This is a genomic window from Pseudomonas sp. 15C (assembly GCF_055484735.1).
The window spans coordinates 104,591-129,044 of record NZ_JBUDGD010000010.1 but is presented as its reverse complement, the minus strand read 5'-3'; the positions used below and the strand labels follow the sequence as shown (position 1 = coordinate 129,044).

Sequence of the window (24,454 nt, the reverse complement as noted above, 5' to 3'; positions counted from 1 at the left end):
CTTCCGCTGTGTCTGGCTGCGCCAGACGGTCGCTGCGCTCCCACGCCCGGATCAATCCCTGCGCTCAGCCTTCCGACGTCGCCGGTGACGCAAGATCAAGAGCACTCGAGCTTGCGCTCATTGTTGAGTGGTTAGAAGCGTCGCATGGCTTGAGATTTTCGGTGGATTCGCCCCTCACCCCAGCCCTCTCCCCCTGGAGAGGGAGCCGACTTGTAGGCTTTTCAAATTTTGCGTTCGACTCGGTATCGCAAGTCGGCGTACCTCTTCCAATCACCACGGTCAGTCCCCTCTCCCTCCGGGAGAGGGCTAGGGTGAGGGGCTTTTGATCTTGATTTTTGATTTTCAGGCAGGCAACTCAGTTTGACCGCGCCCCTAAAACCAACTGAACGCCCTCACCACCCCTGAACTCAAAAATTCCAGGCGAAACGCCCACAACCAAATCCGGGGGAGTGTATGTCTCGATTACCTGTCATTGCGGTCACGGCCAGTTGCTGGAAGATCGGTCCGCATGCGGTGCAGATGAATGACGACAAGAATTCGCGTGCAGTGGCCAGTGCGGCCGGTGGGCTGCCGCTGATTTTGCCGATGTTTCCTGATCTGCTTGATCCTGAGCAGATTGTCGCGAGTGTCGATGGTTTGCTGTTCACCGGTGCGCCGTCGAATATCGAGCCGTTTCATTACGGCGGGCCGCCGAGTCCGCCGGGGACTGAGCATGATCCGGCGCGTGATCATCTGACGCTGCCGTTGTTGCGCGTGGCGATTGCTGCCGGGTTGCCAGTGCTCGGTTTGTGTCGTGGGGTGCAGGAGCTGAATGTGGCCTTCGGCGGGACCTTGCACCAGCAGCTGGATGAGCCTGGCCCGGAGCATGAACCGCCCAGTGATGAATCTATCGAAGAGCAGTACGCCAAGACCCACGACGTAACGGTGCAACCGGGCGGCGTTCTGGCGGGGCTTGGGCTTGAGGGGGCGATCAAGGTCAATTCCGTGCACGCCCAGGGCATCGCGCGGGTGGCTGAGGGCTTGCGTGTTGAGGCGGTGGCGGAGGACGGTTTGATCGAGGCGCTGTCGGTTGAGGGCAGCAAGGGATTTGCTTTGGGCGTGCAGTGGCATCCTGAGTGGCAGGTGCTGTCGCATCCGGAATATCTGAAGATATTTCACGCCTTCGGCGAGGCGTGCCGCCTGTATGCCGAACAACGTACCGCTGGGCTATAGCGGAGGGAATGTTAATAATGGTCAGAATTTAGGTGTCGGAGTTTAAACAAAAACAACATGTAACGAACAAGAGAAAAAAGCCCGTACAGGGTACGGGCAATTAAGGAGGGTACTCGTGAGCGACCTGCTTTTGGCAGGTCTGCTATTGGGATCGTACTGGCTGGAGTTGTTTCGTTTTTTCTTGAAGTTCATCTGACTAACGGTCACTTCTTTCAAAGCAGCGAAGAGTTAATATCAATCTGCCATTTTTTTGATATGTAACTGGTTTTGCTGACCGCCATAGCCAGTTGATCTGCGCGCACTGCAACGATCGTCCATAAGAAGCGGGTGCGGCAGACATCAAACTAGCGCTTCGGCGGTGTTTTGAACTGGCTGTCGATCAGCATCATCTTCGCGGCGCAGAGCGCGAGGCCTTCATCAATGGCCTGCTCTTGTTGCAGCTTGATGCATCGCCCGCACAGCCCAGCATGGCCCGCGCCCGCCTTGTAGCGTTCCGCTTGCTGGGGGCTTTTGTACAGCCTGTTGCACCTTGTACAAGTATGCTGTTGATCATCGTCATCCATCACGCACTCTCCTGTTACGGCTCGATAGGCCAATTCAACCTTCGCACACGCTTCGGTGGTTTTGTATAAAAAACCGCGCGAAAAGCGCTTCGCTTATTAATTATTGAGGATCGGAAGATCAGGGTTTATTTGCACGTCAGTACAACTTTCGTGCCTGCGACTGCATGAGACGAGGTTTTGCGCGCAATGACACGGAAATGACAGGGCGAACGCAAACACGCTCAGGTTTGCACGCTGCAATTGCATCGCAAAGTTGTCAGGCAAGGGATCGTTAGTTGCCTTTCATTTGGCTGTTAAAAAAACATTACGCTCGACTTGTACAGATTTGGTGGCTCTGTATAGCTAATTTTCAGGGCGTTGAAACGTATATCGAAATCCAGTCAAATTCTCTGAATTTCTCCGCGCGTGAAACATCCCTGTTTAGTAACAACAGGAGAGCCTCATGAGCCAAGCAGAATTGTATGTGATCAACTACCGACTCCATGGCATGCCCAAGTCGTTCATTATCAGGACGAAACTGATGAACAACGCGGAAGCCTGGCAGTGGGCCAGTTGTGACGCGGGGTTGACCCCGATCCCCAAGCCCGGAAGGCCTCCCTTGAAGCGTTTTTCCAAACCGATGGCGGAGCGGTTCGGCGTGACCGACGTGCAATGGCGGGCCTCGAAGCCGGTGACCTGGGATGAGGACCTTGCGATATGACCAGACCCCTGTCAGACCCGGACCCCGACCCGCCCACCCAATGGGATGAAGCCATCGCCCGCAATACCGCGTTGTTCAGAGAGGCAGACCTGCTCGACGAGATCGCCTACAAGCTTATCCAGACGGGGGACGAAAATGCCGATGTCTGGTTGCGTTTCACTGAAGCAAAAGCGCTGGCAGATGCCAGGCGCAGGGCCGCTTACGAGGACTGGATGAACATCAAGCGGTTGATGGGCCGCCGCTGAGGCGGCCCGGCAGGCGTTTCCGGATCGAGTGTCAGGAGTGTCGTAATGTGTGAGTACATTGTTCAACACGCCGCCCCGCAGAAACTGGCGTCATGCTTTCTCGAAGGAAAGATTTCCCGTATCGAAGTGCTGGGCGTTGCGACCAACAGTAGCGCTGACGCCGATCATCGCCACAGCGGGCGCGGCGATCTGATCAAACCGGGCATGCAGGTCACCGGCATTCGCCATCGCGGCACAACCCTCGAGTGCCTGCCGGTACGCTGGGGCTGGTCGCCGTCGTGGTCGAGCGGGACGTTGCCGCCGCTCACGCATTTGCCGCTGCACCTGGTGATGCGCTCGAAAGTGTTCAACCGGGTCAAGCGTGACGGGCGCATGCTCGTCGCTGTCGAGGGCTGGTACGAACCTCTGGACACCGGCATGACCGTGCACTCACGTAATCTGGCCTACACTACGTCGCGTCAGCCAGCCCCCATGTTCCTTGCGGCGCTGGCACAGGGCGGCGCCTCGAACGGATATGAAGGGCTGGCTTTGGTGACTCATGAAGATATCGAGATGAAACGCCAGCGGTTGCTGGCGTTTGCGGCGCAGGATGCGCTGGAATGGTTACGCCCCGACCTCGAATGGGAGCAGGCGCGGGTGCTCGCCGTGCATCGCGCGGTGGTCGAGCCGCAGTTGGAGCACGTGCTCACGTCCCAGCGTACCCTGCGGTTCAAGTGAATCGCTGAGCCGGCGCCTCACAGAGGCGCCGGTTCACCCAACGTCGTTGCCTGGCAGGTTTTTCAGGTATTGCACCAGCGTCGCGGCGCACGCTTCGATCGCGCCATCCACCACCAGTTCGTAGCCATGCGTGTTTTCGGTCGGTATCGCCAGGCATCCCGCGTGGGCGCTGATGCCTGAGCTCATCACCGCACTGGCATCGGAGGCGAAGTCCACCAGCAGGGCAAATTGCGGATCAAAGCCGCAGTCTTTGGCGGCCGCCGCCAGTGCGGTCACCACATGCCTTGAGTAATAACCTTTCTGGTCGCCGGTATTGACGATCGGGTCGACCATCAACTGTGTCGCGTATTCGCTCATCACCGGACCGACTTCGACCGCAATGGTCGTTTCCCCGGGCAAATGCGCGGCGGCGTACATCGCGCCGGCGTTGCTTTCTTCTTCGAGGGTGGTGAAGACGAAGTAGGCGTCAAAGGGCAACTCGCTGCGCCAGTGTTGCACTTGCTCGACAGCTTGCAGCATGGCCACGACGGGCGCGCGGTCATCGAGAAAATGCGCGGCAATCGCATCGTTGACGCGAAACGGCGTGCGCCAGTGCTGACTGAGCACCACCCGCGTGCCGGGGCGGACGCCCATGCGCTGCAAGGCTTGCGGGTCCTGGCGGGTGATGATGTGCACGTCTTTCCATTGCACGGCGCCGCTGAGTACGTCCTGACCCTGCGGCGAGCCGGTGGTCGCGTGCATCGAGCCGAACGACAGCACGCCGGGCAGGATTTGCTCGTCGCCGAGAATGTCGACCGGGCAAACGCCAAAGTTCACCGGATTGGCACCGCCCAGCGCCACCACGCGCAAGGTGCCGTCCGGTTCGACGCGTTTGACCAGCATGGCAATTTCATCCATGTGGCCCATGATGCGCACCGCGCGGTTGGCATCGGCACTGCTGTTCCGCCCCTTGATCAAACCGATGACATTGCCGGCCGGATCGGTCCAGGTTTCATCGCAGTGACGCTGCAAGTGTTCCTGACAGATGCTACGCACCTCGTCTTCCTGTCCACCGGGGCCGCGCGCCATCAGCAGGCGCTTGAGCAGTGCTTCGGTGTTGGCCGTGGTCTCGCCATCGGCGGCCTGTTCGCGGGTTTTCGGCATCGCTTTCAGTCCTCTTTGACGTGCGCCCCGTTGCGGGGCGCTCAACGTTTAGGAAGGCATGAGCGTTAAAAATTCAATCGCAGGCGCTGCGACCGGCGATTGAAGATTTCTTCGAACCTTCGATCGTTTCGACCGATCACAACAGACACAACGATCATTTTTTCAAACGGGGCTCGGTGCGCCCGCAACAGCCTGCCAGCGCGGTCAGAGGGCAAATCGGCGCTTTCGATCCGGCAGTAAGGACGTAGAACATGAATCAACACAAGCCGGTCGAACAGATCATTGTCATTGGTGTTTCAAGCGGTGGACTGGCCGCATTGCGCGTGCTGCTGGAGCAGTTTCCACGCGATCTGCCGGCAGCGGTGTTCATCACCATGCACATCGGCGATCAGCCGAGCCTGCTGCCGAGCCTGCTGACGCACACCTTGTCGCTCGACATTGGTTTCGCCGCAAACGGCACCAGGCCGGCCAATGGCTGCGTGTACATCGCACCGCCGGACAAGCACTTGCTGATCAAGCGCGACACGGTGCAATTGGTGCGCAGCGCCAAGGAGAACCATGCGCGCCCGGCCATCGATCCGATGTTTCGCTCGGCCGCGACCAGTTACGGCGACAGAGCCATTGGCGTGATGCTGACCGGCGAGCTGGATGACGGCGTGGTCGGGCTGCAAGCGATCAAAGCGTATGGCGGTCAGGTGTTCGTGCAGGACCCGGACACCGCCGAAGCGCCGTCGATGCCACGCAATGCATTGCGGCATGTGCAGGTGGACGTGTGCCTGCCGCTGAACACACTGGGCACGGCGTTGGTCGAGGCGGTCCGGCAACGCGCGGACGGCGCTCATTCGTCGGTGCAGCCGCCACGCATCGAGCCGTACGCGACGGAAAACGAACTCACCGAAAGCCTCAGTCGCGGCGGCGCTTATGTCCTGGACGGGATCGGCAAGGTCGCCGGTATATCCTGCCCGGAATGTGGCGGGGCGCTGTGGGAAGTCGGCGATACCCCGCCGCGTTTTCGCTGTCACACCGGGCACGCCTACACCAGCCGCGCCTTGTTCCACGCCCAGAACGCAACCGTCGAAGAAGCGCTATGGGTGGCGATTCGCGCCTTGCATGAAAAGCAGTTGCTGTTGGGACGGTTGATGCAGAGCAGCAAGGATCACGGCCGCACCAGCGCGTTGAAGGAATACGAGCTGACCAGCGAAGGTCTCGAGGGCCACAAGGATACGTTGCGCGGCCTGCTGACGAAATTGCGTTCGGTTGAATGATGATGAGGTCTGGATGGCAAACATGAGTGTCGACAGCAAAGCCCAGATCGCAAGCATCTTCGAGCAATTACTCAGCCTGCGCGAGAGCGTGAATACGTTGCGCGAGATCGAGGAGGGCAGCGCCACGCTGCGCGGGCAGCAGACGATGGACGTCGACGGCGCGTTCGATCTGGTTTTCGAAAAGCTGCAAGACAACATCGCCAGCATGGAGGAGGCACTGGCGACGCTGGCCGAAGCCACGGGCGATGTGCCCAAGTTCTAGTCTGCCGGGAGGAGCAAAGCATGGATCAGCAAAACAACGGGCTGGTGGTGATCTGCGGCGCCAGTGCCGGCGTAGGGCGCGCCACGGCGCAGCGTTTCGCCGCCGCCGGTTACCGCATCGGCTTGCTCGCACGCGATGAGGCCGGGCTGGAGTCGACGCGTGAAGAGCTGGCGCAATACGGGCAGGCAGTGAAGGCGATCAGCGTCGATGTCGCTGATGCGCAAGCGCTGGAAGCGGCGGCCATTGCGCTGGAAGAGGAACTGGGGCCGCTGCAGATCTGGGTCAATTCAGCCATGGTCACGGTGTTTTCACCGATCGAGAAGCTCAGCGCAGAGGAAATCCGTCGGGTCACCGAAGTGACTTATCTCGGCACTGTCCACGGCACGTTGGCGGCGTTGCGCTTGATGCGCCCGCACAATGCGGGGCTGATCATCCAGGTCGGCTCGGCGCTGGCCTATCGGGCGATTCCGTTGCAGTCCGCCTATTGCGCGGCCAAGTTCGCCGTGCGCGGTTTCACCGATGCGTTGCGCTGCGAACTGCTGCACGAGCGCAGCCGCATTCGCGTGTGCATGGTGCAGTTGCCGGCGATCAATACGCCGCAGTTCGATTGGGCGCGCAACAAACTGGAAAAACGTCCGCAACCGGTGCCGCCGATTCACGACCCGGACGTCGCCGCGCGGGCGATCTTCAGCGTCATCCAGCGCCCGCCGCGCGAGTTGTGGCTGGGCATGGCGAGTATCAAGGCGATTGTCGGCAGTTGCCTGATTCCGGGGTTGCTCGACCGAATGCTCGCGCGCCAATGCTATCCGGGGCAGATGAGCAAGGAAGACGATAACGGCGAGCACGGCGACAACCTCTATCAACCGCTGAGTGGCGACCTGCACCGCGCGCGCGGACGCTTTGTCGGCCGCTCGCGCGACAGCGCGCTGGCGCTGACTTCGACTCAGGTGTCGGCATTGGCAGCGGCGCTGGCAGTGGTCGGCGCGCTGGTGTTGTTATGGTTTTGAAACGCTGCGACGAAACCAGCGGTAGCCAAAGCCATTGAGTGTCAGCGCCTCGGTTTCGCTGACGGGCGAGGGATAGATGCCGTCCGCGAGGACCTGCTCGAAACCCTTCAGTTCTTTGTTCAACGCTCGATCGAGCGTGACTGGCTGCCGACTGAGGTTGGCCAGGACAATGGTGATCGCTGCGCCAACATGGCGCATGGCAAACACCGCCGGATGCGCCTGCGCAAGGGGTTCAGAGGCGCCCCAGCCGATTTCGCCGAGCTGCGCCCGCTGCTGAAAGATCGCCTGACAGCGCGCGAGCAGCGACTCGGGATCGTCTTGCTGCGCGGCAACATTCACCCGCTGATAGCTGAACGGTCCATCCTCGATCAGTGGTGCCGGCAGCTTCGTTTGTTCCGCGCGGGAAAACCCGCCATTGACCTCTGCACTCCATTGCATCGGCGTGCGCACCGCGAGGCGTTCGCGCTGTCGCAGGTCGTCGCCCATACCGATTTCCTCGCCGTAACGAATGATTGGCGTGCCCGGCAGCGACGCCAGCAGCGCCTGCGCCAAGGCCTGATGTCGCACGTCGCCATCGAGCATTGGCGCCAGCCGTCGGCGGATGCCCCGGCCATAGACACGCATGTCCTCTTGCGGGGCAAACACCTGCATGACTTCCTCGCGTTCGGCCGGGCTCAGGCGTTCCAGATCCAGCTCGTCATGGTTGCGCAGCCACACCGCATAACCAGCGCCATCCGGGGCGTGCGGGCGCTGGCGCAACGCGCGCAGCAGCGGTTCGGCACGCTCGCGGGCGAGGGCCAGAAACAGGTGATTGTTCATCCAGAAATCCAGCGCCAGTTGCAGGCGATTTCCACTGCCGAAATAGTGCTGGAAGCGCTGCGGTTCGACATCGACTTCGCCCATCAACAGGCATTCCGGGTTGATCGAGCGCGCATGCATCGCCAGCCGTTCGAGCAGCCACACCCCACGTTCTTCCTCGCCGCCGCCGGCCTGTTCCACGGCGTGGGACGCGGCGTCCAGACGAAACCCGGCAACACCCAGGCGCAGCCAGTGGCTGATGATCTGTTCGATCTCGGTGATCACTGCCGGATTTTGCACGTTCAGGTCTGGCTCATGCCGGTAAAACAGATGCCGGTAGAACTGCCCGGCCTGTTCATCCCATTGCCAGATGCTGTCTTCCACGCCGGGAAAGATCGGCTGGTTGCCATCGTCCACGGGTCGGTCCGACCAGATGTAATAGTCGCGATAGCGGCTGTGGCGATCCCGGCGTGCCTGCTGAAACCACGGGTGTTGGTCGCTGGTGTGTTGCAGCACCAGTTCCATGATCACGCGTATGCCGCGCTGGTTGGCCGCGTCGATCAGCCGGCGAAAATCCGCTTCGCTGCCGAAGCGCGGTTCCACGGCCTGATGATCGCTAATGTCATAGCCGCAATCGCGAAACGGTGAGCCGAAGATCGGCAGCAACCACAGCGCACCGATGCCCAGTGAACGCAGGTGATCGAGGCGTTCAACGATGCCGGCAAGGTCACCGCAACCATCGTCATTGCGGTCGAAAAACTGCGACGGATCAACTTGATAGATCACGGTGGTATGCGGCCATTCAGCGCTCATGGGCAGTTCCTTTCTGACGCAGGATCAGCGCTTGTTGCGCGGCGACGAGGCCGGCGAACGGTTGGTCCTCGCCGTGGCGATCACTGGCCACTTCGACGATCCACTCGCCGGTCAACACAAAGGCATGCTCGGCCGCGTCGAAGTTAACGCAGACGATGCGTTCGTCATCCTCGCAATGGCGCCGATAAGCCAATAGCTGTGGGTGCGAGGGCAATTCCTGCCAGTCGCCGAGGCGCAAGGCTGCGCTCTCGCGGCGGCAATGCAGCAGGCGCCGGTACAGATTGAGCGTGGAGTCGCTGGCGCTTTCCTGAGTTTCCACCGCCAGCGCTTCGGCTTCAGGCGGGAAGGGCAGCCATGGCGCTTTGCCCGACCAGCCGTGCGGCGCCTGCGCCCGCCACGGTAACGGCGCCCGGCTGCCGTCGCGTCCGCCGGGGTCGACGCGGGTTTGCGCGTTGACCTGGGTGTCTTCCAGCGCCAGTTCGTCGCCCTGAAAAATGAACGGCGTGCCGCGCAGACTCAGCAGCATCACCGCCGCTGCGTTTGCGCGTGCCAGCGAGCCGCCGTAACGGCTGCGGATGCGGCTGTTGTCGTGATTGGACAAGGCCCAGGTCGGCCACGCCGATTGCTCGCCGAGGCAACGTTCGACTTCACGAATACACAGGCGAAACACCACCGGGTCCCACGGCGCATCCAGGGGCGGGAAGTTGAACGACATGTGCAATTCGTCACTGGCGCCGTAATACGCCGCCACTCGTGCCGTCGAGCGGATATTCACTTCACCGATCAACACGCGGTCGCCGGGGTAATGGTCCACCAGGCGGCGCAAGCCGCGCAGCACTTCGTGGCTGTAGGGCTGATCGTTGATCTGCACCATGGTTTCGCCGGCCATGCAGCGCGGGTCATCGGCGAAGGTCGGATCCTTGCCCACGCAATGCACCACATCGATGCGGAAGCCATCGACGCCACGGTCGAGCCAGAACTTCAGCACGTTGTGCATGGCCTCGACGACCTGCGGGTTGTGCCAGTTGAGGTCGGGCTGCTGCGGCAAAAAGAAGTGCAGATAGTATTGCTGACTGCCTTCATCCCAGGTCCAGGCGCTACCGCCATCGATCGACGCGCGCCAGTTGTTCGGCTGGTCGCGCCAGAGGTACCAGTCACGCTTGGGGCTGTCGCGACTGGCGCGCGATTCGATGAACCACGGATGCTGGTCCGAGGTGTGATTGGGCACAAAATCCATCAGCAACTTGAGGCCACGCTTGTGCGCCTCGGAAATCAGCTGATCGAGATCGGCCAGGCGCCCGAACAGCGGGTCGATGTCGGTGTAGTCGCAAATGTCGTAACCGGCGTCGCACATTGGCGACGGGTACACCGGTGACAACCACAACGCGCCAACACCGAGCGCCTTGAGGTAATCGAGCCGCGCGATCAGCCCCGGCAGATCGCCGATGCCGTCACCGTTGCCGTCGGCAAACGAGCGCGGGTAGACCTGATAAATCGCGATGTTTTTCCACCATGCCAAATTCTGCGTAGCGGACATGGTCCTCTCCTTGAATTTGCTGTGATGCGTTACCGGCGGCTCTAGCTGTGCGGATTCAGGGCTGCTGGTAGTGCCCCGGGACATTGTCGCCTTCGTCAGGCTTGGTCCTTTTCTGCACCTGCACGTCACTCAAGCGCGCGTCCTTGAGTTCGGGAAATGTCTGCCTGAGCACGGCTTCCGCCTGCTGCGGATCGAGGCCGTCCAGGTCCTCTTCCAGAGTGCGGCTCTGCGGCTGGTTGTCGAGGATGAAGCTGACGATGTAGCGGGGCTTATCGAACATGGTGGTCATCCTTTTGATGCGGGGCTGGGTGACTGTTTGAGTGGTGCTGACGCGGCGGATAAACGCCCGGCGCTTTCAGTGATGACGCTGAAGACGGGCGGTTGTTCCCTCCAATTGCCCAAGCGCAACGCTCGCCGTGCCATACGTCGATTCATTCGAGCAGTGGCCGCTCAGGGCGGGTCAACCGCGCATAACGGTTCGGCAGCGCGCCCGGCGCGAGGGAGGTAAAACATGCGTGTGCATCATCTGAATTGCGGCTGTATGTGCCCGTTGGGCGGCGCGTTGTTCGATGGCTACAGTCGCGGCCTGACGGCGTCGGTGGTGTGTCACTGCCTGCTGATCGAAACCGCGAGCAACGGCCTGATTCTGGTCGACACCGGTTTCGGCCAGCAGGACGTCCAGCATCCGCAGCGCCTCAGCCGCTTTTTCCGCACGCTGAACAACATCCGTCTCGAACACCGCTTCACTGCGCTGGAGCAGATCCGCCGGTTGGGCTTCGACGCCAACGACGTGCGCCATATTCTCCTGACCCACCTGGACTTCGACCACGCCGGCGCCTTGCAGGACTTTCCGCGAGCACGGGTGCACGTCATGCAGCAGGAACTGCAGCATGCCCGTACGGCGAATGACTGGATCGAACGGCGGCGCTTTGTCCCGGCGCAATGGCGCGACGTCGAGGGCTGGGAGCTGTACGCGCCGCAGGGCGACACCTGGTTCGGATTCGATTCGGTACGCGCCGTGCTCGGCGCCGAGGAAGAAGACATCCTGCTGGTGCCGCTCAGCGGCCACACCCTCGGCCACGCCGGCATTGCCCTGCGCACCGCCGACGGTTGGCAGTTGCACGCCGGCGACGCCTATTTCCACCACGATGAAGTCCATCTGCCGAAACGCCGCTGCCCGCCGGGCATGCGCCTGTACCAATTCATGATGGACAGCGACCGCCAGGCGCGGCTGCACAACCAGCAACGCCTGCGCGAACTGGCCGCCGATGCGCGCGCAGCGGTGGAGATCTATTGCAGCCATGATGCGCGTGAGCTGGAACGGGCAATGCACAGCGGGGCAGACGCGGCGGCGAGATCGCCGGGGCAGGGGGATCGGTTGCGGCATTTGTGAGGGTTGCAATCGCCATTGCTAACCGCCGCGACTCCCGATCGATTGCAGATTCACCGCAGAACGCTCACGTCGGCGCAGATCCCCAATATCCCCGAATCAGTTCCCTCTCCCTCGGGAGAGGGCTAGGGTGAGGGGCTTCCCTGTCAGTATCAACGAGATCCAAACCTCAACGCCGCCCCGTGCGCGTACTGACATCCACCCACACCGCCAGCACCAGAATGCTGCCCTTGACGATCATCTGCCAGTAACTGTCGACGTCGAGCATCGACATGCCGTTGTCCAGGCTGGTGATCACCAGCGCGCCGAGCAGCGCGCCGTAGACAGTGCCGGAGCCGCCGCGCATGGAAGTGCCGCCGATGAAGCAGGCGGCGATGGCGTCGAGTTCGCCCATGCTGCCGGCCGAGGGTGAGCCGGCGGCGAGGCGCGCAGTGTTGACCAGACCGGCGAGGGCGCACATCACGCCCATGATGCCGAAAATCCACAGCTTGACCGCTTGCACGTTGATACCCGACAGGCGCGTCGCTTCCATGTTGCTGCCCACCGCATACACGCGGCGGCCGAACACGGTCTGGCTGGTGACGTAGCTGAACACACCGAGCAGGGCCAGCAGCAGCAGAACCGGCACGGGAATGCCGTCGTAGCTGTTGAGCGTCTGCACGAAGCCGGCCAGCACCGCGCCGATGACCAACACGCGGATCACGTCACGCGCCAGTGAATGCGCGGCGAGGCCGTGCAGGGCGCGGTTGCGGCGTTGTCTCCAGGTGAGGAATACGGTCAGCGCGAACAGCACGATGCCCAGCCCGGTGCCCATGGCGTGGGGCAGGTAACCCTGACCGATGTAGACCAGTTCCGGCGATACCGGGGCAATGGTGGTGCCGCCGGTAATCCCCAGCAAGATCCCGCGAAACGCCAGCATGCCGCCCAGGCCGACGATGAATGACGGGATGCGCAGGTACGCAGTCATGTAGCCGTTGCCGAGGCCGATCATCAGCCCGCACAGCGCCACCAGACTGAGGTTGGCCAGCAGCGGAATGTGATAGACCACGTCGAGAATCGCCGCGAGGCCGCCGAGCAGGCCGAGCAATGAGCCGACCGACAGATCGATCTCGCCACTGATGATCACCAGCACCATGCCGCAGGCGAGAATCCCGGTAATCGACATTTGCCGCAGCAGGTTGGAGAGGTTGCGCGGGGTGAGAAAACCGCCCTCGGTCTGCCAGCTGAAGAACAGCCAGATCAGCACCACGGCGAACACCAGCGCGAGCATTTTGTAGCGGGTGAACAGCTGTTTGACCTGATTCATTTACGCGGATTTCCGATCATTATTGTTATGGCTGCCGGGCTGGCTGAGCGCGGCGGCGAGCACCTGTTCCTGGGTCAGATCCTGATTGACGAAGTCGCCGCGCAACTGGCCTTCGCCGATCACCAGCACGCGGTCGGACACGCCGAGCACTTCGGCCAGTTCCGAGGAGACCATGATGATCGACACGCCGGCGGCCGCCAGCGCGCCCATCAATTTGTAGATCTCGTATTTGGCGCCAACGTCGACGCCGCGGGTCGGCTCATCGAGAATCAGCACCCGCGGCTTGGCCAGCAGCATTTTCGCCAGCACGGCTTTCTGCTGGTTGCCGCCGGACAGGCTGGTGATCGGCAGAAACGGGCTGGCGGTCTTCAGGTGCAGTCGGGAGATTTCCCGGTCGATGCTGCCCAGCTCAGCCTCGGCATCGATGCGGCTGAGTTTCGAATAACTGTCGAGCACGGCGAGGGTGATGTTCTGGCCGACGCCGAGGTCTGGAATGATGCCCTGGCGCTTGCGGTCTTCAGGCACCAGGCACAGGCCGGCGCGGATCGATTTCAGCGGCGTGGCGGTGTCGATCGGCTGGCCGTCGAGCCAGACTTCGCCTTCGTGGCGGCCGGGATACGCGCCGTACAGGGCCGTGACCAGTTCGGTGCGGCCGGCACCGACCAGCCCGGCGATACCGAGGATCTCGCCGCGCTTGAGCACGAACGACACATCGTCGACCCGTTTGCGCTTGGGGTTGTCGACGTCGTAGCAGGTGATATGCCGCGCTTCGAAAATCACCTCGCCAATCTCGTGCGGCTCGGACGGGTAGAGGTTGCTCATTTCGCGGCCGACCATCTGGGTGATGATCTGCGCAATGTCCATGTCGGCCATGGCGGTGGTGGCGATGTGTTTGCCGTCGCGGATCACCGCAATGGTGTCGCACACGGCGGCCACTTCATCGAGCTTGTGCGAGATGTACACGCAGGCGACGCCCTTGGCCTTGAGGTCGCGGATGATGTCGAGCAACACCTCGATTTCCGAACGGCTCAGCGCCGATGAGGGCTCGTCGAGAATCAGCAGGCGCGCCTGTTTGTTCAGCGCCTTGGCGATTTCCACCAGTTGCTGATAACCGCCGCCGTACTGCGATACCGGCAGCGAGACGTTCATGTCCGGAACTTTCAGTTCGCGCATCAGCGCTTCGGCGCGGTGGATCATCGCCGGGTAGTTCATGCGCCCGCCGGGTAGTGTCAGTTCGTGGCCCATGAAGATGTTTTCGGCGACCGAAAGGTCCGGCACCAGGGTCAGTTCCTGATGGATGATGACGATGCCGGCGGCTTCGGTTTCGCTGATCGATTGCGCCCGCAGCGGTTGCCCGTCCCAGAGGATTTCACCGTCCCAGGTGCCATGCGGATAAACCGCCGAGAGGATTTTCATCAGCGTCGATTTGCCGGCACCGTTCTCGCCGCACAGGCCGACGCACTCACCGGGTCGGACCTTGATGTCGATGCCGTTCAGCGCTTTGACACCGTTGAAGGATTTGACGATGCCGTTCATTTGCAGCAGATAGTCGGACATGGAAAGGCTCGTATACCAAGGACTCAAACACCAGACCTGTAGGAGTGAGCCTGCTCGCGATAGCGTCAGTTCAGACACTGCTCGGCTGGCTGACCTGCCGCCTTCGCGAGCAGGCTCGCTCCTACCAGGGTTTCGGACTAACCGTCCTGATCACTGCCCGGCAATCTGTGCCTTGGTGTAGAACCCGTCCTGTTCGAGCAAGTCGATATTGTCCTTGGTCAGCGGGGTGGGCGTGAGCAGGATGGTGTCGACTTTTTTGCTGCCGTTGTCGTACTGCGAGGTGTAGGCGGGTTTTTCGTTGCGCGCCAGTTGCACCGAGAGCTTGGCCGCTTCGGAGGCGATGAGTTTCAGCGGCTTGTACACGGTCATGGTTTGCGTGCCGGCGATCACCCGCTTGACGGCGGCGAGGTCGGCGTCCTGCCCGGAAATCGGCACCTTGCCGGCCAGTTGCTGCGCGGCCAGGGCCTGGATCGCACCGCCGGCAGTGGCGTCGTTGGAGGCGACGATGCCGGCGATTTTGTTGTCGTTGCGGGTCAGGGCGTTTTCCACAATGCTCAGCGCTTCGGTCGGGTTCCACTCCTTGACCCACTGCTGGCCAACGATCTTGATGTCGCCCTTGTCGATGGCCGGTTGCAGCACCTTCATCTGGCCTTCACGAAGGATCTTGGCGTTGTTGTCAGTGGGCGCGCCACCGAGCAGGAAGTAATTGCCCTTCGGCGCGGCCTTCAGCACGCCGCCGGCCTGCATCTCGCCGACCTTTTCGTTATCGAAGGAAATGTAGGCGTCGACATCGGCGTTGAGAATCAGGCGGTCATAGGACACGACCTTGATTCCGGCCTTCTTCGCTTCGGCCACGGCATTGGTCAGCACGGTGGCGTTGAACGGCACGATGACGATCACATCGACGCCACGGGAGATCAGGTTTTCGATCTGCGAAATCTGCTTCTGCTCGTTGGCATCGGCCGACTGCACGAACACCTTGGCGTCCATTTTTTCCGCCGCCGCGACGAAGTAATCGCGATCGCGGGACCAGCGTTCCAGACGCAGGTCATCGATGGAGAAGCCGATTTTCGGGTGGGCAGCGTCAGCCAGTACCGGTAGCGACAGCAGCGCCAGAGCACTGGCCAGGAGCGTACGTTTGAGGTTCTTCATGGTGGTGCGTCCTTTTATTTTTGTTTGAAAGACACGGCCTGACGATGAGTATCGGGCTGGTAGAACTGTAGAGAATTTGCCGGCGCCGCACGCACAGAATTGTCGTGCAATTGTCACAGCGCGGTGGCGCCGGCAAGCTCCCTCCGGATCAGCGATAGATAAAGCGGTTGACGATGTTTTCGAGCATTTCCTGGCGGCCGCTGACGGCTTGCGGGTTGAGTTCGTCGGTGAAGGCGTGCTCGGCCAGTGACTCAAGGTTGAAGTCGCCTGCCATGACCGCTTGACCAAAAGGCTGCTGCCAGCCGGCGTAGCGTTGATCCTTGAGCGCTTGCAACTGATCGTTCTCGATCATCGCTGCGGCGCGCTCCAGCGACTGGGCGAGCACGTCCATGGCGCCGACGTGACCATGAAACAGATCGACCTCGTCGAGGCTCTGCCGGCGCACCTTGGAATCGAAGTTGAAACCGCCATTCTTGAAGCCGCCAGCCTTGAGGATTTCATAGGTGGCGAGGGTCATTTCTTCGACGCTGTTGGGGAATTGATCGGTGTCCCAGCCGTTTTGCGGATCACCGCGGTTGGCGTCGATGCTGCCGAAAATCCCCAGCGAGGCGGCGGTGGCGATTTCGTGATGGAAGCTGTGGCCGGCCAGCGTCGCGTGGTTGGCCTCGATGTTGACCTTGATTTCCTTTTCCAGACCGAACTGCTGCAGAAAGCCGAACACCGTGGCGCTGTCGTAATCGTATTGGTGCTTGGTCGGCTCCTGCGGTTTGGGTTCGATCAGCAGATCGCCCGTAAAACCGATCTTGTGCTTGTGCTCGACCACCATGCGCATGAAGCGCCCGAGTTGTTCGCGTTCACGCTTGAGGTCGGTGTTGAGCAGGGTTTCGTAGCCTTCACGACCGCCCCACAGCACGTAGTTGGCGCCTTTCAGACGTTGGGTCGCGTTCATCGCGCTGAACACCTGAGCGGCAGCGCAGGCGAAGATTTCCGGGTCCGGATTGCTCGCGGCGCCGGCGGCAAAGCGTGGGTTGCTGAAGCAGTTGGCGGTGCCCCACAGCAACCTGATGCCGCTTTGTTCCTGGTGTTGCTCGAGGTGGTCGACCATTTGCGCAAAGTTGTTGCGGTATTCCTTCAGCGACTGGCCTTCAGGGGCGACATCCGTGTCATGAAAGCAGTAGTAATCGATACCCAGTTTGCTGAAGAACTCGAAGGCCGCCGAGGCTTTGCCGATGGCCACTTCCATCGGGTCGCCGGCGTGGTGCCAGGGGCGCTTGAACGTCCCCGCGCCGAATACGTCGGAACCCGGCCAGACGAAGGTGTGCCAGTAACAGGCGGCCATGCGCAGGTGTTCGCGCATGGGTTTGCCGAGGATCAGTTTATCGGCGTCGTAATGGCGGAAGGCGAGGGGCGAATCGCTGTCTGGACCTTCATAGCGGATCGGGGCGACATCGGGAAAGTACGGCATGGACGGTGTCCTTGTTGTTCTTGGCGGTGTCTCGATACTAGCAATGGCCCCGGGGGCGAAGATTATGAAAATCACCAACACACAGTGCGATTTTGCGTATTGAGATTCGCTGCGCTCGCGCCTAGTCTGTGCCGACCGCCTCCAGGAAAAGAGGCTTTGAACGCGCCGAAAACAATGAAAACACTACCGCCTGTTCACCGCATCGCCCTGTTGTTCAACGGCAGCAAAATCTACGACCGCGGCATCATCGCCGGCATCGGCAACTACCTCAGTAGCACCCGCGCCTCGTGGGATCTGTTTCTGGAAGAGGACTTTCTCTGCCGCTTGAAAGGCATCGAACGCTGGCAGGGCGACGGGATCATTGCCGACTTCGATGACCCGCTGATCGGCGAGGCCCTGGCCGACATCCAGTTGCCGGTGGTGGCGGTGGGCGGCTCCTATGAAGATGCGCGGGCGTACCCGAAAGCGATCCCGTATGTCGCCACCGACAACAACGCCCTGATCACCCTGGCTTACAACCACCTGATCGAAGCGGGGCTGCAGCGCTTTGCCTGTTTCAGCTTGCCTGAGGCGCAGGCCAATCGCTGGGCGCAGGAGCGGGAAAAAGCGTTTCGCCGGCTGATGCAGCGTGACGGCCTGCGCGCCGAGATCTATCGCGGCATGGGCACCAGCGCGCCGCTGTGGGACAGCGCCGTCGAACAACTGATCGCCTGGCTGCAAGCCTTGCCCAAACCGATCGGCATCATCGCCGTCAGCGATGCCCGCGCCCGCCAGTTGCTGCAAGCGTGCCTGACCGCCGGCATTGCCGTGCCTGAGCAGGTGGCGCTGATCGGCATCGACAACGACCCGCTCACGCGCAGCCTGACGCGAGTACCGTTGAGCTCGGTGATCCAGGGCACCGAAACCATGGGCCGCACCGCCGCGCAACTGCTGCACCAGATGCTCCACGGCATGCCTGCAAGCGGCACGCAGATTCTGGTGCCGCCGGATGCGGTCAATGTGCAGGTGTCGAGTCTGCACCAGCCGTTGGGCAATCCCTACGTGATGCAAGCGCTGCTGTTCATCCGCCAATATGCCTGCCAGGGCATCAAAACCGCGCAGGTCGCGGCCTACGTCGGCATCTCGCGTTCCTCGCTGGAAGCGCATTTCCGTCATGAACGCGGCTGCAGCGTCCACGACGAAATCCTGCGCTTCAAACTGGCGGCGGCCACCAGTGGCCTGGAGAACAGTGATGCCGCGATCGTCGACGTGGCCCGCGCCTGTGGCTTCAAGTCGGCGCAATACCTGCACACGGTGTTCCGCCGTGAGTTGGGTTGTACGCCGCGCGAATATCAGCAAGGGGCGCGTTAGCGAACCCCAGTGTCAGGCCGACGCTTTCGCCTCAGCCTTGACCGCGTTTTTGCGATACGTGAGCAACACAATGCCGGTGACCACAATCACTCCGCCGAGCACCTGGCCCTTGCTGAGCATCTGGTCGAGCACGATCCAGCCCATCAGCAATGTCGCCAGCGGCTCGATGTTCATCACCGGCGCGTTACGCGGCATGTCCAGGCGTGGCACGGAAATGAACAGCACAATGAAACCGGTGCCGTACAACACCACCAGCGTGGCCAGGGCCAGCCAGCCGGTCGAGGTCGCCGGCAGGTTCAGGCCGCCGGGCAGGGCACCGGTGAGGCCCGCCAGATTGACGCTGCTGAACACGATGAAAATGGTCAACAGACTGCGCGCCGAACCGCGCACCTGAGACAACTTGTGGTCGGTGATCCACAGCGCACAGGCAAACACGCTGGCGGCGCAGAAGGCGAGCGTCACGCCCAGCCACCAATCCGGGCCGACGCTGCCGGCATTCGAAAGGCGCCCGGGCACGTCCAGAACAAACACCAGACCCGCCAGAATCAACCCCATCAACAGCGCGGTGCGCGCGCTCGGCCTCGGCCCGCCCATCGCCCAGGTGAGCAATGCCAGCAGAATCGGAAACACATTGGCGACCAGCAGCGCCAGCGCCACCGGCACCCGCGCCACGGCGGAATACAGACACAAACTCTGCGCGGTAATCAACAGCCCCAGCAGCAATTGCCAGCGCCAGGCACCGGGCGGCAAACGCAGGCTCTGTTTTTGCCACAACACCAGCATCGCCAGCACTAGCAGCGTTCCGCCGGAACGCATCAGAATGGCCAGCAACACCCCCGCACCATCATCAAAGGCCACCCGTGCGGCGACATGGTTGCCGGCGAAGGCACAGCCCATGCACAACAGAATGAGCACGGCGAGGTGGCGGGGGAAGGGCGGCGGTACGGTGGGTGAGATGGTAGAGCGGGACATGGCAGTTCTCGAAAAATGGCCATTCGGATGGCGCGGGATTTTTATTATGTCGTCGTACAACTGCGCTGTTTGTACCGTATCGGGCAGGGGTGGGCAAGGGTGCCTTAGACCAAAGAAGCTCGTTCCTTGGCCGCCATTGGCGATTTTCTGATGGTTACGTTTCGGGTTGGAGATCGTATGACTCGACCGATCAGGGCGCCGCAATCGCCAGAATCTGCTCGGCCAGCCACGCCAGCGCCGGGTCGTGCTGGCGATGGCTCAGATACACCAGATCCAGCTCGAACGGTTCCAGCGCGAACGGCAATTCATGCAAGTCCAACGGCAGCAACTCGGCGAACTGCTGCGCCAGTTGCGTCGGCAGCACCACGCACAGGTCGGTGGCGGCGGCCAGGTGCGCGGCTTGCAGGTAGTTCGGCGTGGTGTAGACGATTTGTCGTTCGAGGTTCTGTTCGGCCAGCCACTGATCGACCATGCCGCGCGTTTGCCCGCCGTGGACCCAGAGGTGGCGCAGTTGCAGAAAGGTTTGCAGGTCGAGCGCGCCGCTGATCTGCGGATGCTCGCGGCGCACGGCGATGCGCAAGGTTTCCCGGCGCCACAGTTGCCGAGTGAAACGGGCCGGCACCTCGTTGAAACGGCCGAGCACCATGTCGAGATCGCCGCGGTCGAGCGCCTCGACCGGCAGGTTCGGCGTCAGGTGGGCGACGTCGATGCGCAGCTGCGGCGCCACGCTTTGCAGGCGCGCGAGCAAGGCCGGCATGCACAGTTGTTCGACGAAGTCGGTCAGGGCGATACGCAGTTGCCGACGGCTGTGTTGCGGCTCGAAGGCTTCGCCACTGCCTAGGGTTTGCTCGATCTGCCGCAGTGCCGCGCGAATCGGTCCTTCCAGCGCCAGCGCACGCGGCGTCGGGCACATGCGCCGGCCGACCCGCACCAGCAGCGGATCGTCGAGCAGGTCGCGCAACCGCGCCAGGGCGTTGCTCACCGTCGGTTGCGTCAGTGCCAGCCGCTCGGCCGCGCGCGAAACGTTCTGTTCACGCAGAAGCATGTCGAGCACGCGCAGCAGATTCAGATCGAAGTTGGAAATATTCATGCGCGGAATATATGCCATGGGAATTCTAAATTTCAAAAATATCTGAACGCTGCTTAGGGTGGCGCTTGTCCTTTATTGATTGGAGCGCTGCGCGTGACTACGTCTTCGAACTACCAGGCGCCTCTGCGCGACATGCGTTTCGTCTTGCACGAGTTGTTCGACGTCAGCGAGCACTGCCGACAATTGCAGGTCGAACTCGACCGCGACGTCCTCGACGGCATTCTCGAGGAGGGCGCGCGGTTCACCGGCGAAGTCATCGCACCGCTCAATCGCAACAGTGACGAGCAGGGCTGTCAGTTGCACGGTAGCGACGTGACCACACCGGACGGCTTTCGCCAGGCCTATCGACAATACGTCGACAACGGCTGGGCAAGCATGACCGGGCCACAGGCGTTCGGCGGTCAGGGCGTGCCGCAGATGGTCTCGGCGTGCTTTCATGAAATGCTCATGTCGGCGTCGCTGGCCTTTCGGGTTTATTCCGGGCTTACCGAAAGCGCTGTGCTGGCGCTGCATCGCCACGGCAGCGCTGAACTGAAGCAGGCGTATCTGGCGAACCTGGTCAGCGGCGAATGGACCGGCACCATGTGCCTGACCGAGCCGCAGGCCGGCACCGATCTGGCCCTGCTGCGCACCCGCGCCCAGCCTGAGGCCGACGGCAGTTACCGCGTTACCGGCAACAAGATTTTCATCAGCGGCGGCGAGCAGGACCTGACCGAAAACATCATTCATCTGGTGCTCGCGCGCCTGCCTGACGCACCGCCGGGCGTGAAGGGCATCAGCCTGTTGCTGGTGCCGAAAGTCCTGCCCGATGGTCAGCGCAACACGCTGAGCTGCGGGACGCTGGAACACAAGATGGGCATCAAGGGCACGTCGACCTGCGTGATGAATTTCGATGGCGCGCAAGGCTGGCTGGTGGGCGAAGCGAATCAGGGTCTGGCGTGCATGTTCACCATGATGAACGACGCCCGTTTTCAGGTCGGTCTGCAGGGCCTGGGCATTGCCGAAGCGGCGTTTCAGGGTGGCCTGCGCTATGCGCGGGAACGCTTGCAGTCGCGTTCGCTCGCCGGTGCTGTTGCGCCGGAGCAGGCCGCCGACCCGATCATCGTCCACCCCGACGTGCGGCGCATGTTGCTGACCCAGAAAGCGCTCACCGAAGGTTGCCGAATGCTTGCGGCTTATACCGCGCGGCAACTCGATCTTGAGCAAGCCCTGGGCGCGGATCATCAAGCGGCGAAGCGTCGGGCGGCGCTGCTGATTCCGATCGTCAAGGCGTTCTTCACCGATGTCGGCCAGGAAGTCGCCAGCCTCGGCGTGGCGCTATACGGCGGTCACGGCTATATCCGCGAATGGGGTATGGAACAGTTGATGCGCGACAGCCGCATCACTCAGCTCTATGAAGGCACCAACGGTATTCAGGCGCTGGACTTGATCCGCCGCAAATTGCTCGGTGACGGCGGCGCTGAACTCAATGCGTTGATCGACGAATTCGCGCAACTGGCCGAAGCCGCCCAGGCGCATGAATCGCTGTGGGAAATGGCCCAGGCGGTCAGCCAGCGCCTTAACGAATGGCGCGAGCTTGGCCGTTCAGTCATCAGCGCCTGCCAGCGTGATCCGCAGGAAATCGGTGCGGTCTCGGTGGATTTCCTCGCCTATTCAGCCTACGTCCTGCTCGCCGGTTTCTGGCTGCAAGCGGCGACGCGCGCGCAACAGGCGCTGGCCCAAGGCGCTGCTGACAGTGGCTTTTATCAAGCCAAGTTGCACACCGCCGATTTTTACTGGCGGCGCCTGTTGCCGCGCGCCGGCGCCCATCGCGACGCCGTGCTCGGCGGGGCGAACTGCCTGATGGCAATGGCGGCCAGCGACTTCAGTTTCTGAACCCCAGACCGGATAACCCTAAGGAGTCGTGCCGATGCAATCCTTCAGCTTTGCCACCACCGCGCAGATCCTCTGCGAAGCCGGCGCCGCACAGCGACTGGCCAGCCTGTGCCGCGAGCGCGGCGCACGGCGGGTGTTGATCGTCACCGATCCGGGGATCGCCCGGCTCGGTTTGCTGGATGACGTGCTGCCGGGGTTCAGCGCGGCGAAAGTGGCGGTGGCGATTTTCAGTGACGTGAGTGCCGATCCCCATGAACACTGCGTAATGGCGGCGGTCGATCGCGCCCGGCACATCGGCGCCGACCTGATCGTCGGGTTCGGCGGCGGCAGCTCGATGGACGTCGCCAAACTGGTTGCGTTATTGGCCCATCCCGGCAACAGCCAAACGCTCACGCAGTTGTACGGTGTCGATCAGGCCAAGGGCCCACGGCTGGCGCTGATCCAGGTGCCGACCACCGCGGGCACCGGTTCGGAGGTCACGCCTATCGCCATCGTCACCACCGGCGAAACCAGCAAAATGGGGATCGTCTCGCCGTTATTACTTCCGGATCTCGCCGTGCTCGACGCGGTGTGCACGCTGGGCCTGCCGCCGCAGGTCACGGCAGCCACCGGTATCGATGCGATGGTCCACGCGATCGAGGCCTACACCAGCAAACTCAAGCGCAACCCGCTGTCCAGTCTGCTCGCCCGCGAGGCGTTGCGCCTGCTGGCGACCCATCTGGACCAAGCGGTGCACAACGGTGGCAACCTCGACGCGCGGCAAGCCATGCTGCTCGGTGCCTGTCTTGCCGGGCAGGCGTTTGCCAATGCACCGGTGGCGGCGGTGCATGCCTTGGCCTATCCATTGGGCGGGCACTTTCACATTCCCCACGGCTTATCCAACTCGCTGGTGCTGCCGCATGTGCTGCGCTTCAACCTGCCAGTGGCCGAGGCGGATTACGCTGAGCTGGCCGTGCCGTTGCTCGGCGAGCGGCTGCGTATTGGCGATCGGCGCAGCCAGGCCGAGCAGTTGATTACCGAACTGGCCGAGTTGGCGCCGCGCTGCGGACTGCCCCATCGCCTGCGCGATGTCGACGTGCCCGAAGATTGCCTCGCACAACTGGCGCGTGCCGCGATGCAGCAGCAACGCTTGCTGGTGAATAACCCGCGAGAGGTCAGCGAAGCCGACGCGCTGGCGATTTATCAGGCGGCGTGGTGATGGGGCATTCGCGGTGAGGGCACGGAGGCTCTGTTGTAAGCCTCCGATCAGGTGAGTAAGCTGCCGGGATGAACCAGACCTCAGCTTCCTCATCCTTCCCCGGTCCGCGTGGCCCGGTCGATCACGAGATTCGTGACCAGATCGTCGCGGCGGCCAACGAGCATTTCAGCCAGTATGGCTACGGCAAAACTACCGTGTCTGACCTGGCCAAGGCCATCGGTTTTTCCAAGGCGTACATCTACAAGTTCTTCGATTCCAAGCAGGCGATCGGCGAGGCCATCTGCGGCAATTGCCTGGGACAAATCGTGGCGGCGGTGGAACTGGCGATCAACGCAGAGGGGCTGTCACCGACCGAGCGTTTCCGCCAGTTGGTCAAAACCGTGATTGCCACTGGTGTCGAGCTGTTCTTCACCGACCGCAAGCTCTACGACATCGCGGCCTTCGCCGCCGGCGAAAACTGGCCCAGCGCCCAACGTTACGACGCCCGGATCAAAGGCTTTATCACTGACATCGTGCGTGACGGACGCACGGCCGGTGAGTTCGAACGCAAGACGCCGCTGGACGAAACCGTCGACTCGATCCATCTGACGCTGCGGCCCTTCGTCAATCCGCTGATGCTTCAACACAACCTGGATTTCATTGAGGTGGCGCCGACGCTGACCTCGAATCTGATCCTGCGCAGCCTGATGCCTTGATGCTGCGCTGATCCTCCTCCCAAGCAATTCATGTTCTCGACGCAAACTCGCATCGAGAACGTATTCACCACATTCAGAAAGTGACTATTGACGTAAATGGTCACATGGATAATATGGGCCGCTGCGGTTCTTCATGTTCCAT

General features: G+C 61.9%; 23 protein-coding genes. 12 read left to right on the top strand and 11 right to left on the bottom strand.

Annotated elements, in window-relative coordinates; genetic code table 11:
- The first annotated feature begins 453 nt into the window (after positions 1-453).
- Positions 454-1,212: a gamma-glutamyl-gamma-aminobutyrate hydrolase family protein gene (locus tag ACYYKW_RS08350; protein ID WP_336354679.1), complete on the top strand. Its 759-nt coding sequence runs from the start codon at positions 454-456 to the stop codon at positions 1,210-1,212.
- A gap of 344 nt (positions 1,213-1,556) precedes the next feature.
- On the opposite strand, the gene ACYYKW_RS08345 is transcribed toward ACYYKW_RS08350, so the two are convergent.
- Positions 1,557-1,775, bottom strand: coding sequence for a hypothetical protein (locus ACYYKW_RS08345; protein WP_093101939.1), 219 nt, complete (start codon positions 1,773-1,775; stop codon positions 1,557-1,559).
- 442 nt (positions 1,776-2,217) lie between these two features.
- Here ACYYKW_RS08345 and ACYYKW_RS08340 point away from each other — a divergent pair, with 442 nt between their 5' ends.
- Genes ACYYKW_RS08340 through ACYYKW_RS08330 form a run of 3 tightly spaced genes read left to right on the top strand, consistent with a single transcriptional unit; the run spans position 2,218 to position 3,437 of the window.
- On the top strand, positions 2,218-2,475 hold the full coding sequence (locus ACYYKW_RS08340; RefSeq protein WP_336354680.1) for a DUF6555 family protein: 258 nt from the start codon (positions 2,218-2,220) through the stop codon (positions 2,473-2,475).
- A complete protein-coding gene (locus ACYYKW_RS08335) occupies positions 2,472-2,720 on the top strand; it encodes a hypothetical protein (protein ID WP_093101937.1) in 249 nt (82 codons plus the stop codon). The genes ACYYKW_RS08340 and ACYYKW_RS08335 overlap by 4 nt, the downstream gene beginning before the upstream one ends.
- Before the next feature lie 45 nt (positions 2,721-2,765).
- Positions 2,766-3,437 carry an SOS response-associated peptidase family protein gene (locus tag ACYYKW_RS08330; protein WP_464989884.1) on the top strand — a complete coding sequence of 224 codons (672 nt, stop codon included), beginning with the start codon at positions 2,766-2,768 and terminating at the stop codon, positions 3,435-3,437.
- 33 nt (positions 3,438-3,470) lie between these two features.
- On the opposite strand, the gene ACYYKW_RS08325 is transcribed toward ACYYKW_RS08330, so the two are convergent.
- Positions 3,471-4,580 carry a M28 family peptidase gene (locus ACYYKW_RS08325; protein ID WP_464989883.1) on the bottom strand — a complete coding sequence of 370 codons (1,110 nt, stop codon included), beginning with the start codon at positions 4,578-4,580 and terminating at the stop codon, positions 3,471-3,473.
- Positions 4,581-4,831: 251 nt separating this feature from the next.
- Here ACYYKW_RS08325 and ACYYKW_RS08320 point away from each other — a divergent pair, with 251 nt between their 5' ends.
- The 3 genes from ACYYKW_RS08320 to ACYYKW_RS08310 are packed head-to-tail and all read left to right on the top strand — an operon-like array spanning position 4,832 to position 7,114.
- Positions 4,832-5,845 carry a chemotaxis protein CheB gene (locus ACYYKW_RS08320; RefSeq protein WP_464989882.1) on the top strand — a complete coding sequence of 338 codons (1,014 nt, stop codon included), beginning with the start codon at positions 4,832-4,834 and terminating at the stop codon, positions 5,843-5,845.
- A gap of 22 nt (positions 5,846-5,867) precedes the next feature.
- Complete coding sequence (locus tag ACYYKW_RS08315; protein ID WP_464989881.1) at positions 5,868-6,107, top strand: hypothetical protein; 240 nt, start codon at positions 5,868-5,870, stop codon at positions 6,105-6,107.
- Between the two features lie 20 nt (positions 6,108-6,127).
- On the top strand, positions 6,128-7,114 hold the full coding sequence (locus tag ACYYKW_RS08310; RefSeq protein ID WP_464989880.1) for an SDR family oxidoreductase: 987 nt from the start codon (positions 6,128-6,130) through the stop codon (positions 7,112-7,114).
- Here the strand turns inward: ACYYKW_RS08310 and ACYYKW_RS08305 are convergent.
- Genes ACYYKW_RS08305 through ACYYKW_RS08295 form a run of 3 tightly spaced genes read right to left on the bottom strand, consistent with a single transcriptional unit; the run spans position 7,103 to position 10,542 of the window.
- Positions 7,103-8,725 carry an alpha-amylase family protein gene (locus ACYYKW_RS08305; RefSeq protein ID WP_464989879.1) on the bottom strand — a complete coding sequence of 541 codons (1,623 nt, stop codon included), beginning with the start codon at positions 8,723-8,725 and terminating at the stop codon, positions 7,103-7,105. The genes ACYYKW_RS08310 and ACYYKW_RS08305 overlap by 12 nt on opposite strands.
- A complete protein-coding gene (locus ACYYKW_RS08300) occupies positions 8,715-10,262 on the bottom strand; it encodes an alpha-amylase family glycosyl hydrolase (protein ID WP_464989878.1) in 1,548 nt (515 codons plus the stop codon). Before ACYYKW_RS08300 ends, ACYYKW_RS08305 begins: the two co-directional genes overlap by 11 nt.
- A gap of 55 nt (positions 10,263-10,317) precedes the next feature.
- Positions 10,318-10,542, bottom strand: a complete 225-nt coding sequence (locus ACYYKW_RS08295) for a hypothetical protein (RefSeq protein ID WP_090283051.1) — start codon at positions 10,540-10,542, stop codon at positions 10,318-10,320.
- 231 nt (positions 10,543-10,773) lie between these two features.
- Here ACYYKW_RS08295 and ACYYKW_RS08290 point away from each other — a divergent pair, with 231 nt between their 5' ends.
- A complete protein-coding gene (locus ACYYKW_RS08290; protein WP_464989877.1) occupies positions 10,774-11,655 on the top strand; it encodes an MBL fold metallo-hydrolase in 882 nt (293 codons plus the stop codon).
- Positions 11,656-11,821: 166 nt separating this feature from the next.
- Here ACYYKW_RS08290 and ACYYKW_RS08285 read toward each other — a convergent pair whose 3' ends face one another.
- From ACYYKW_RS08285 to xylA, 4 genes are all read right to left on the bottom strand, one after another.
- Positions 11,822-12,958, bottom strand: a complete 1,137-nt coding sequence (locus tag ACYYKW_RS08285; RefSeq protein ID WP_093101919.1) for a sugar ABC transporter permease — start codon at positions 12,956-12,958, stop codon at positions 11,822-11,824.
- Positions 12,959-14,515, bottom strand: a complete 1,557-nt coding sequence (gene xylG, locus ACYYKW_RS08280; protein WP_394596905.1) for a D-xylose ABC transporter ATP-binding protein — start codon at positions 14,513-14,515, stop codon at positions 12,959-12,961.
- Between the two features lie 150 nt (positions 14,516-14,665).
- On the bottom strand, positions 14,666-15,667 hold the full coding sequence (gene xylF / locus ACYYKW_RS08275; protein WP_090283055.1) for a D-xylose ABC transporter substrate-binding protein: 1,002 nt from the start codon (positions 15,665-15,667) through the stop codon (positions 14,666-14,668).
- A gap of 148 nt (positions 15,668-15,815) precedes the next feature.
- Complete coding sequence (gene xylA, locus ACYYKW_RS08270) at positions 15,816-17,132, bottom strand: xylose isomerase (protein ID WP_464989876.1); 1,317 nt, start codon at positions 17,130-17,132, stop codon at positions 15,816-15,818.
- Between the two features lie 174 nt (positions 17,133-17,306).
- On the opposite strand from xylA, the gene ACYYKW_RS08265 reads away from it, so the two are divergent.
- A complete protein-coding gene (locus tag ACYYKW_RS08265; protein ID WP_464989875.1) occupies positions 17,307-18,482 on the top strand; it encodes a XylR family transcriptional regulator in 1,176 nt (391 codons plus the stop codon).
- A gap of 12 nt (positions 18,483-18,494) precedes the next feature.
- Here the strand turns inward: ACYYKW_RS08265 and ACYYKW_RS08260 are convergent, their stop codons facing one another.
- A complete protein-coding gene (locus ACYYKW_RS08260; protein ID WP_464989874.1) occupies positions 18,495-19,454 on the bottom strand; it encodes an EamA family transporter in 960 nt (319 codons plus the stop codon).
- Positions 19,455-19,644: 190 nt separating this feature from the next.
- Positions 19,645-20,562, bottom strand: coding sequence for a LysR family transcriptional regulator (locus tag ACYYKW_RS08255; protein ID WP_093101914.1), 918 nt, complete (start codon positions 20,560-20,562; stop codon positions 19,645-19,647).
- A gap of 114 nt (positions 20,563-20,676) precedes the next feature.
- Here ACYYKW_RS08255 and ACYYKW_RS08250 point away from each other — a divergent pair, with 114 nt between their 5' ends.
- From ACYYKW_RS08250 to ACYYKW_RS08240, 3 genes are all read left to right on the top strand, one after another.
- The gene (locus ACYYKW_RS08250; protein WP_464989890.1) at positions 20,677-22,419 is read left to right on the top strand and encodes an acyl-CoA dehydrogenase C-terminal domain-containing protein; all 1,743 of its coding nucleotides are present in this window, start codon (positions 20,677-20,679) and stop codon (positions 22,417-22,419) included.
- A 34-nt stretch (positions 22,420-22,453) separates the two neighbouring features.
- Positions 22,454-23,617 carry an iron-containing alcohol dehydrogenase gene (locus ACYYKW_RS08245; RefSeq protein ID WP_464989873.1) on the top strand — a complete coding sequence of 388 codons (1,164 nt, stop codon included), beginning with the start codon at positions 22,454-22,456 and terminating at the stop codon, positions 23,615-23,617.
- 68 nt (positions 23,618-23,685) lie between these two features.
- Positions 23,686-24,312 carry a TetR/AcrR family transcriptional regulator gene (locus tag ACYYKW_RS08240; protein ID WP_336354703.1) on the top strand — a complete coding sequence of 209 codons (627 nt, stop codon included), beginning with the start codon at positions 23,686-23,688 and terminating at the stop codon, positions 24,310-24,312.
- The last annotated feature ends 142 nt before the right edge of the window (positions 24,313-24,454 follow it).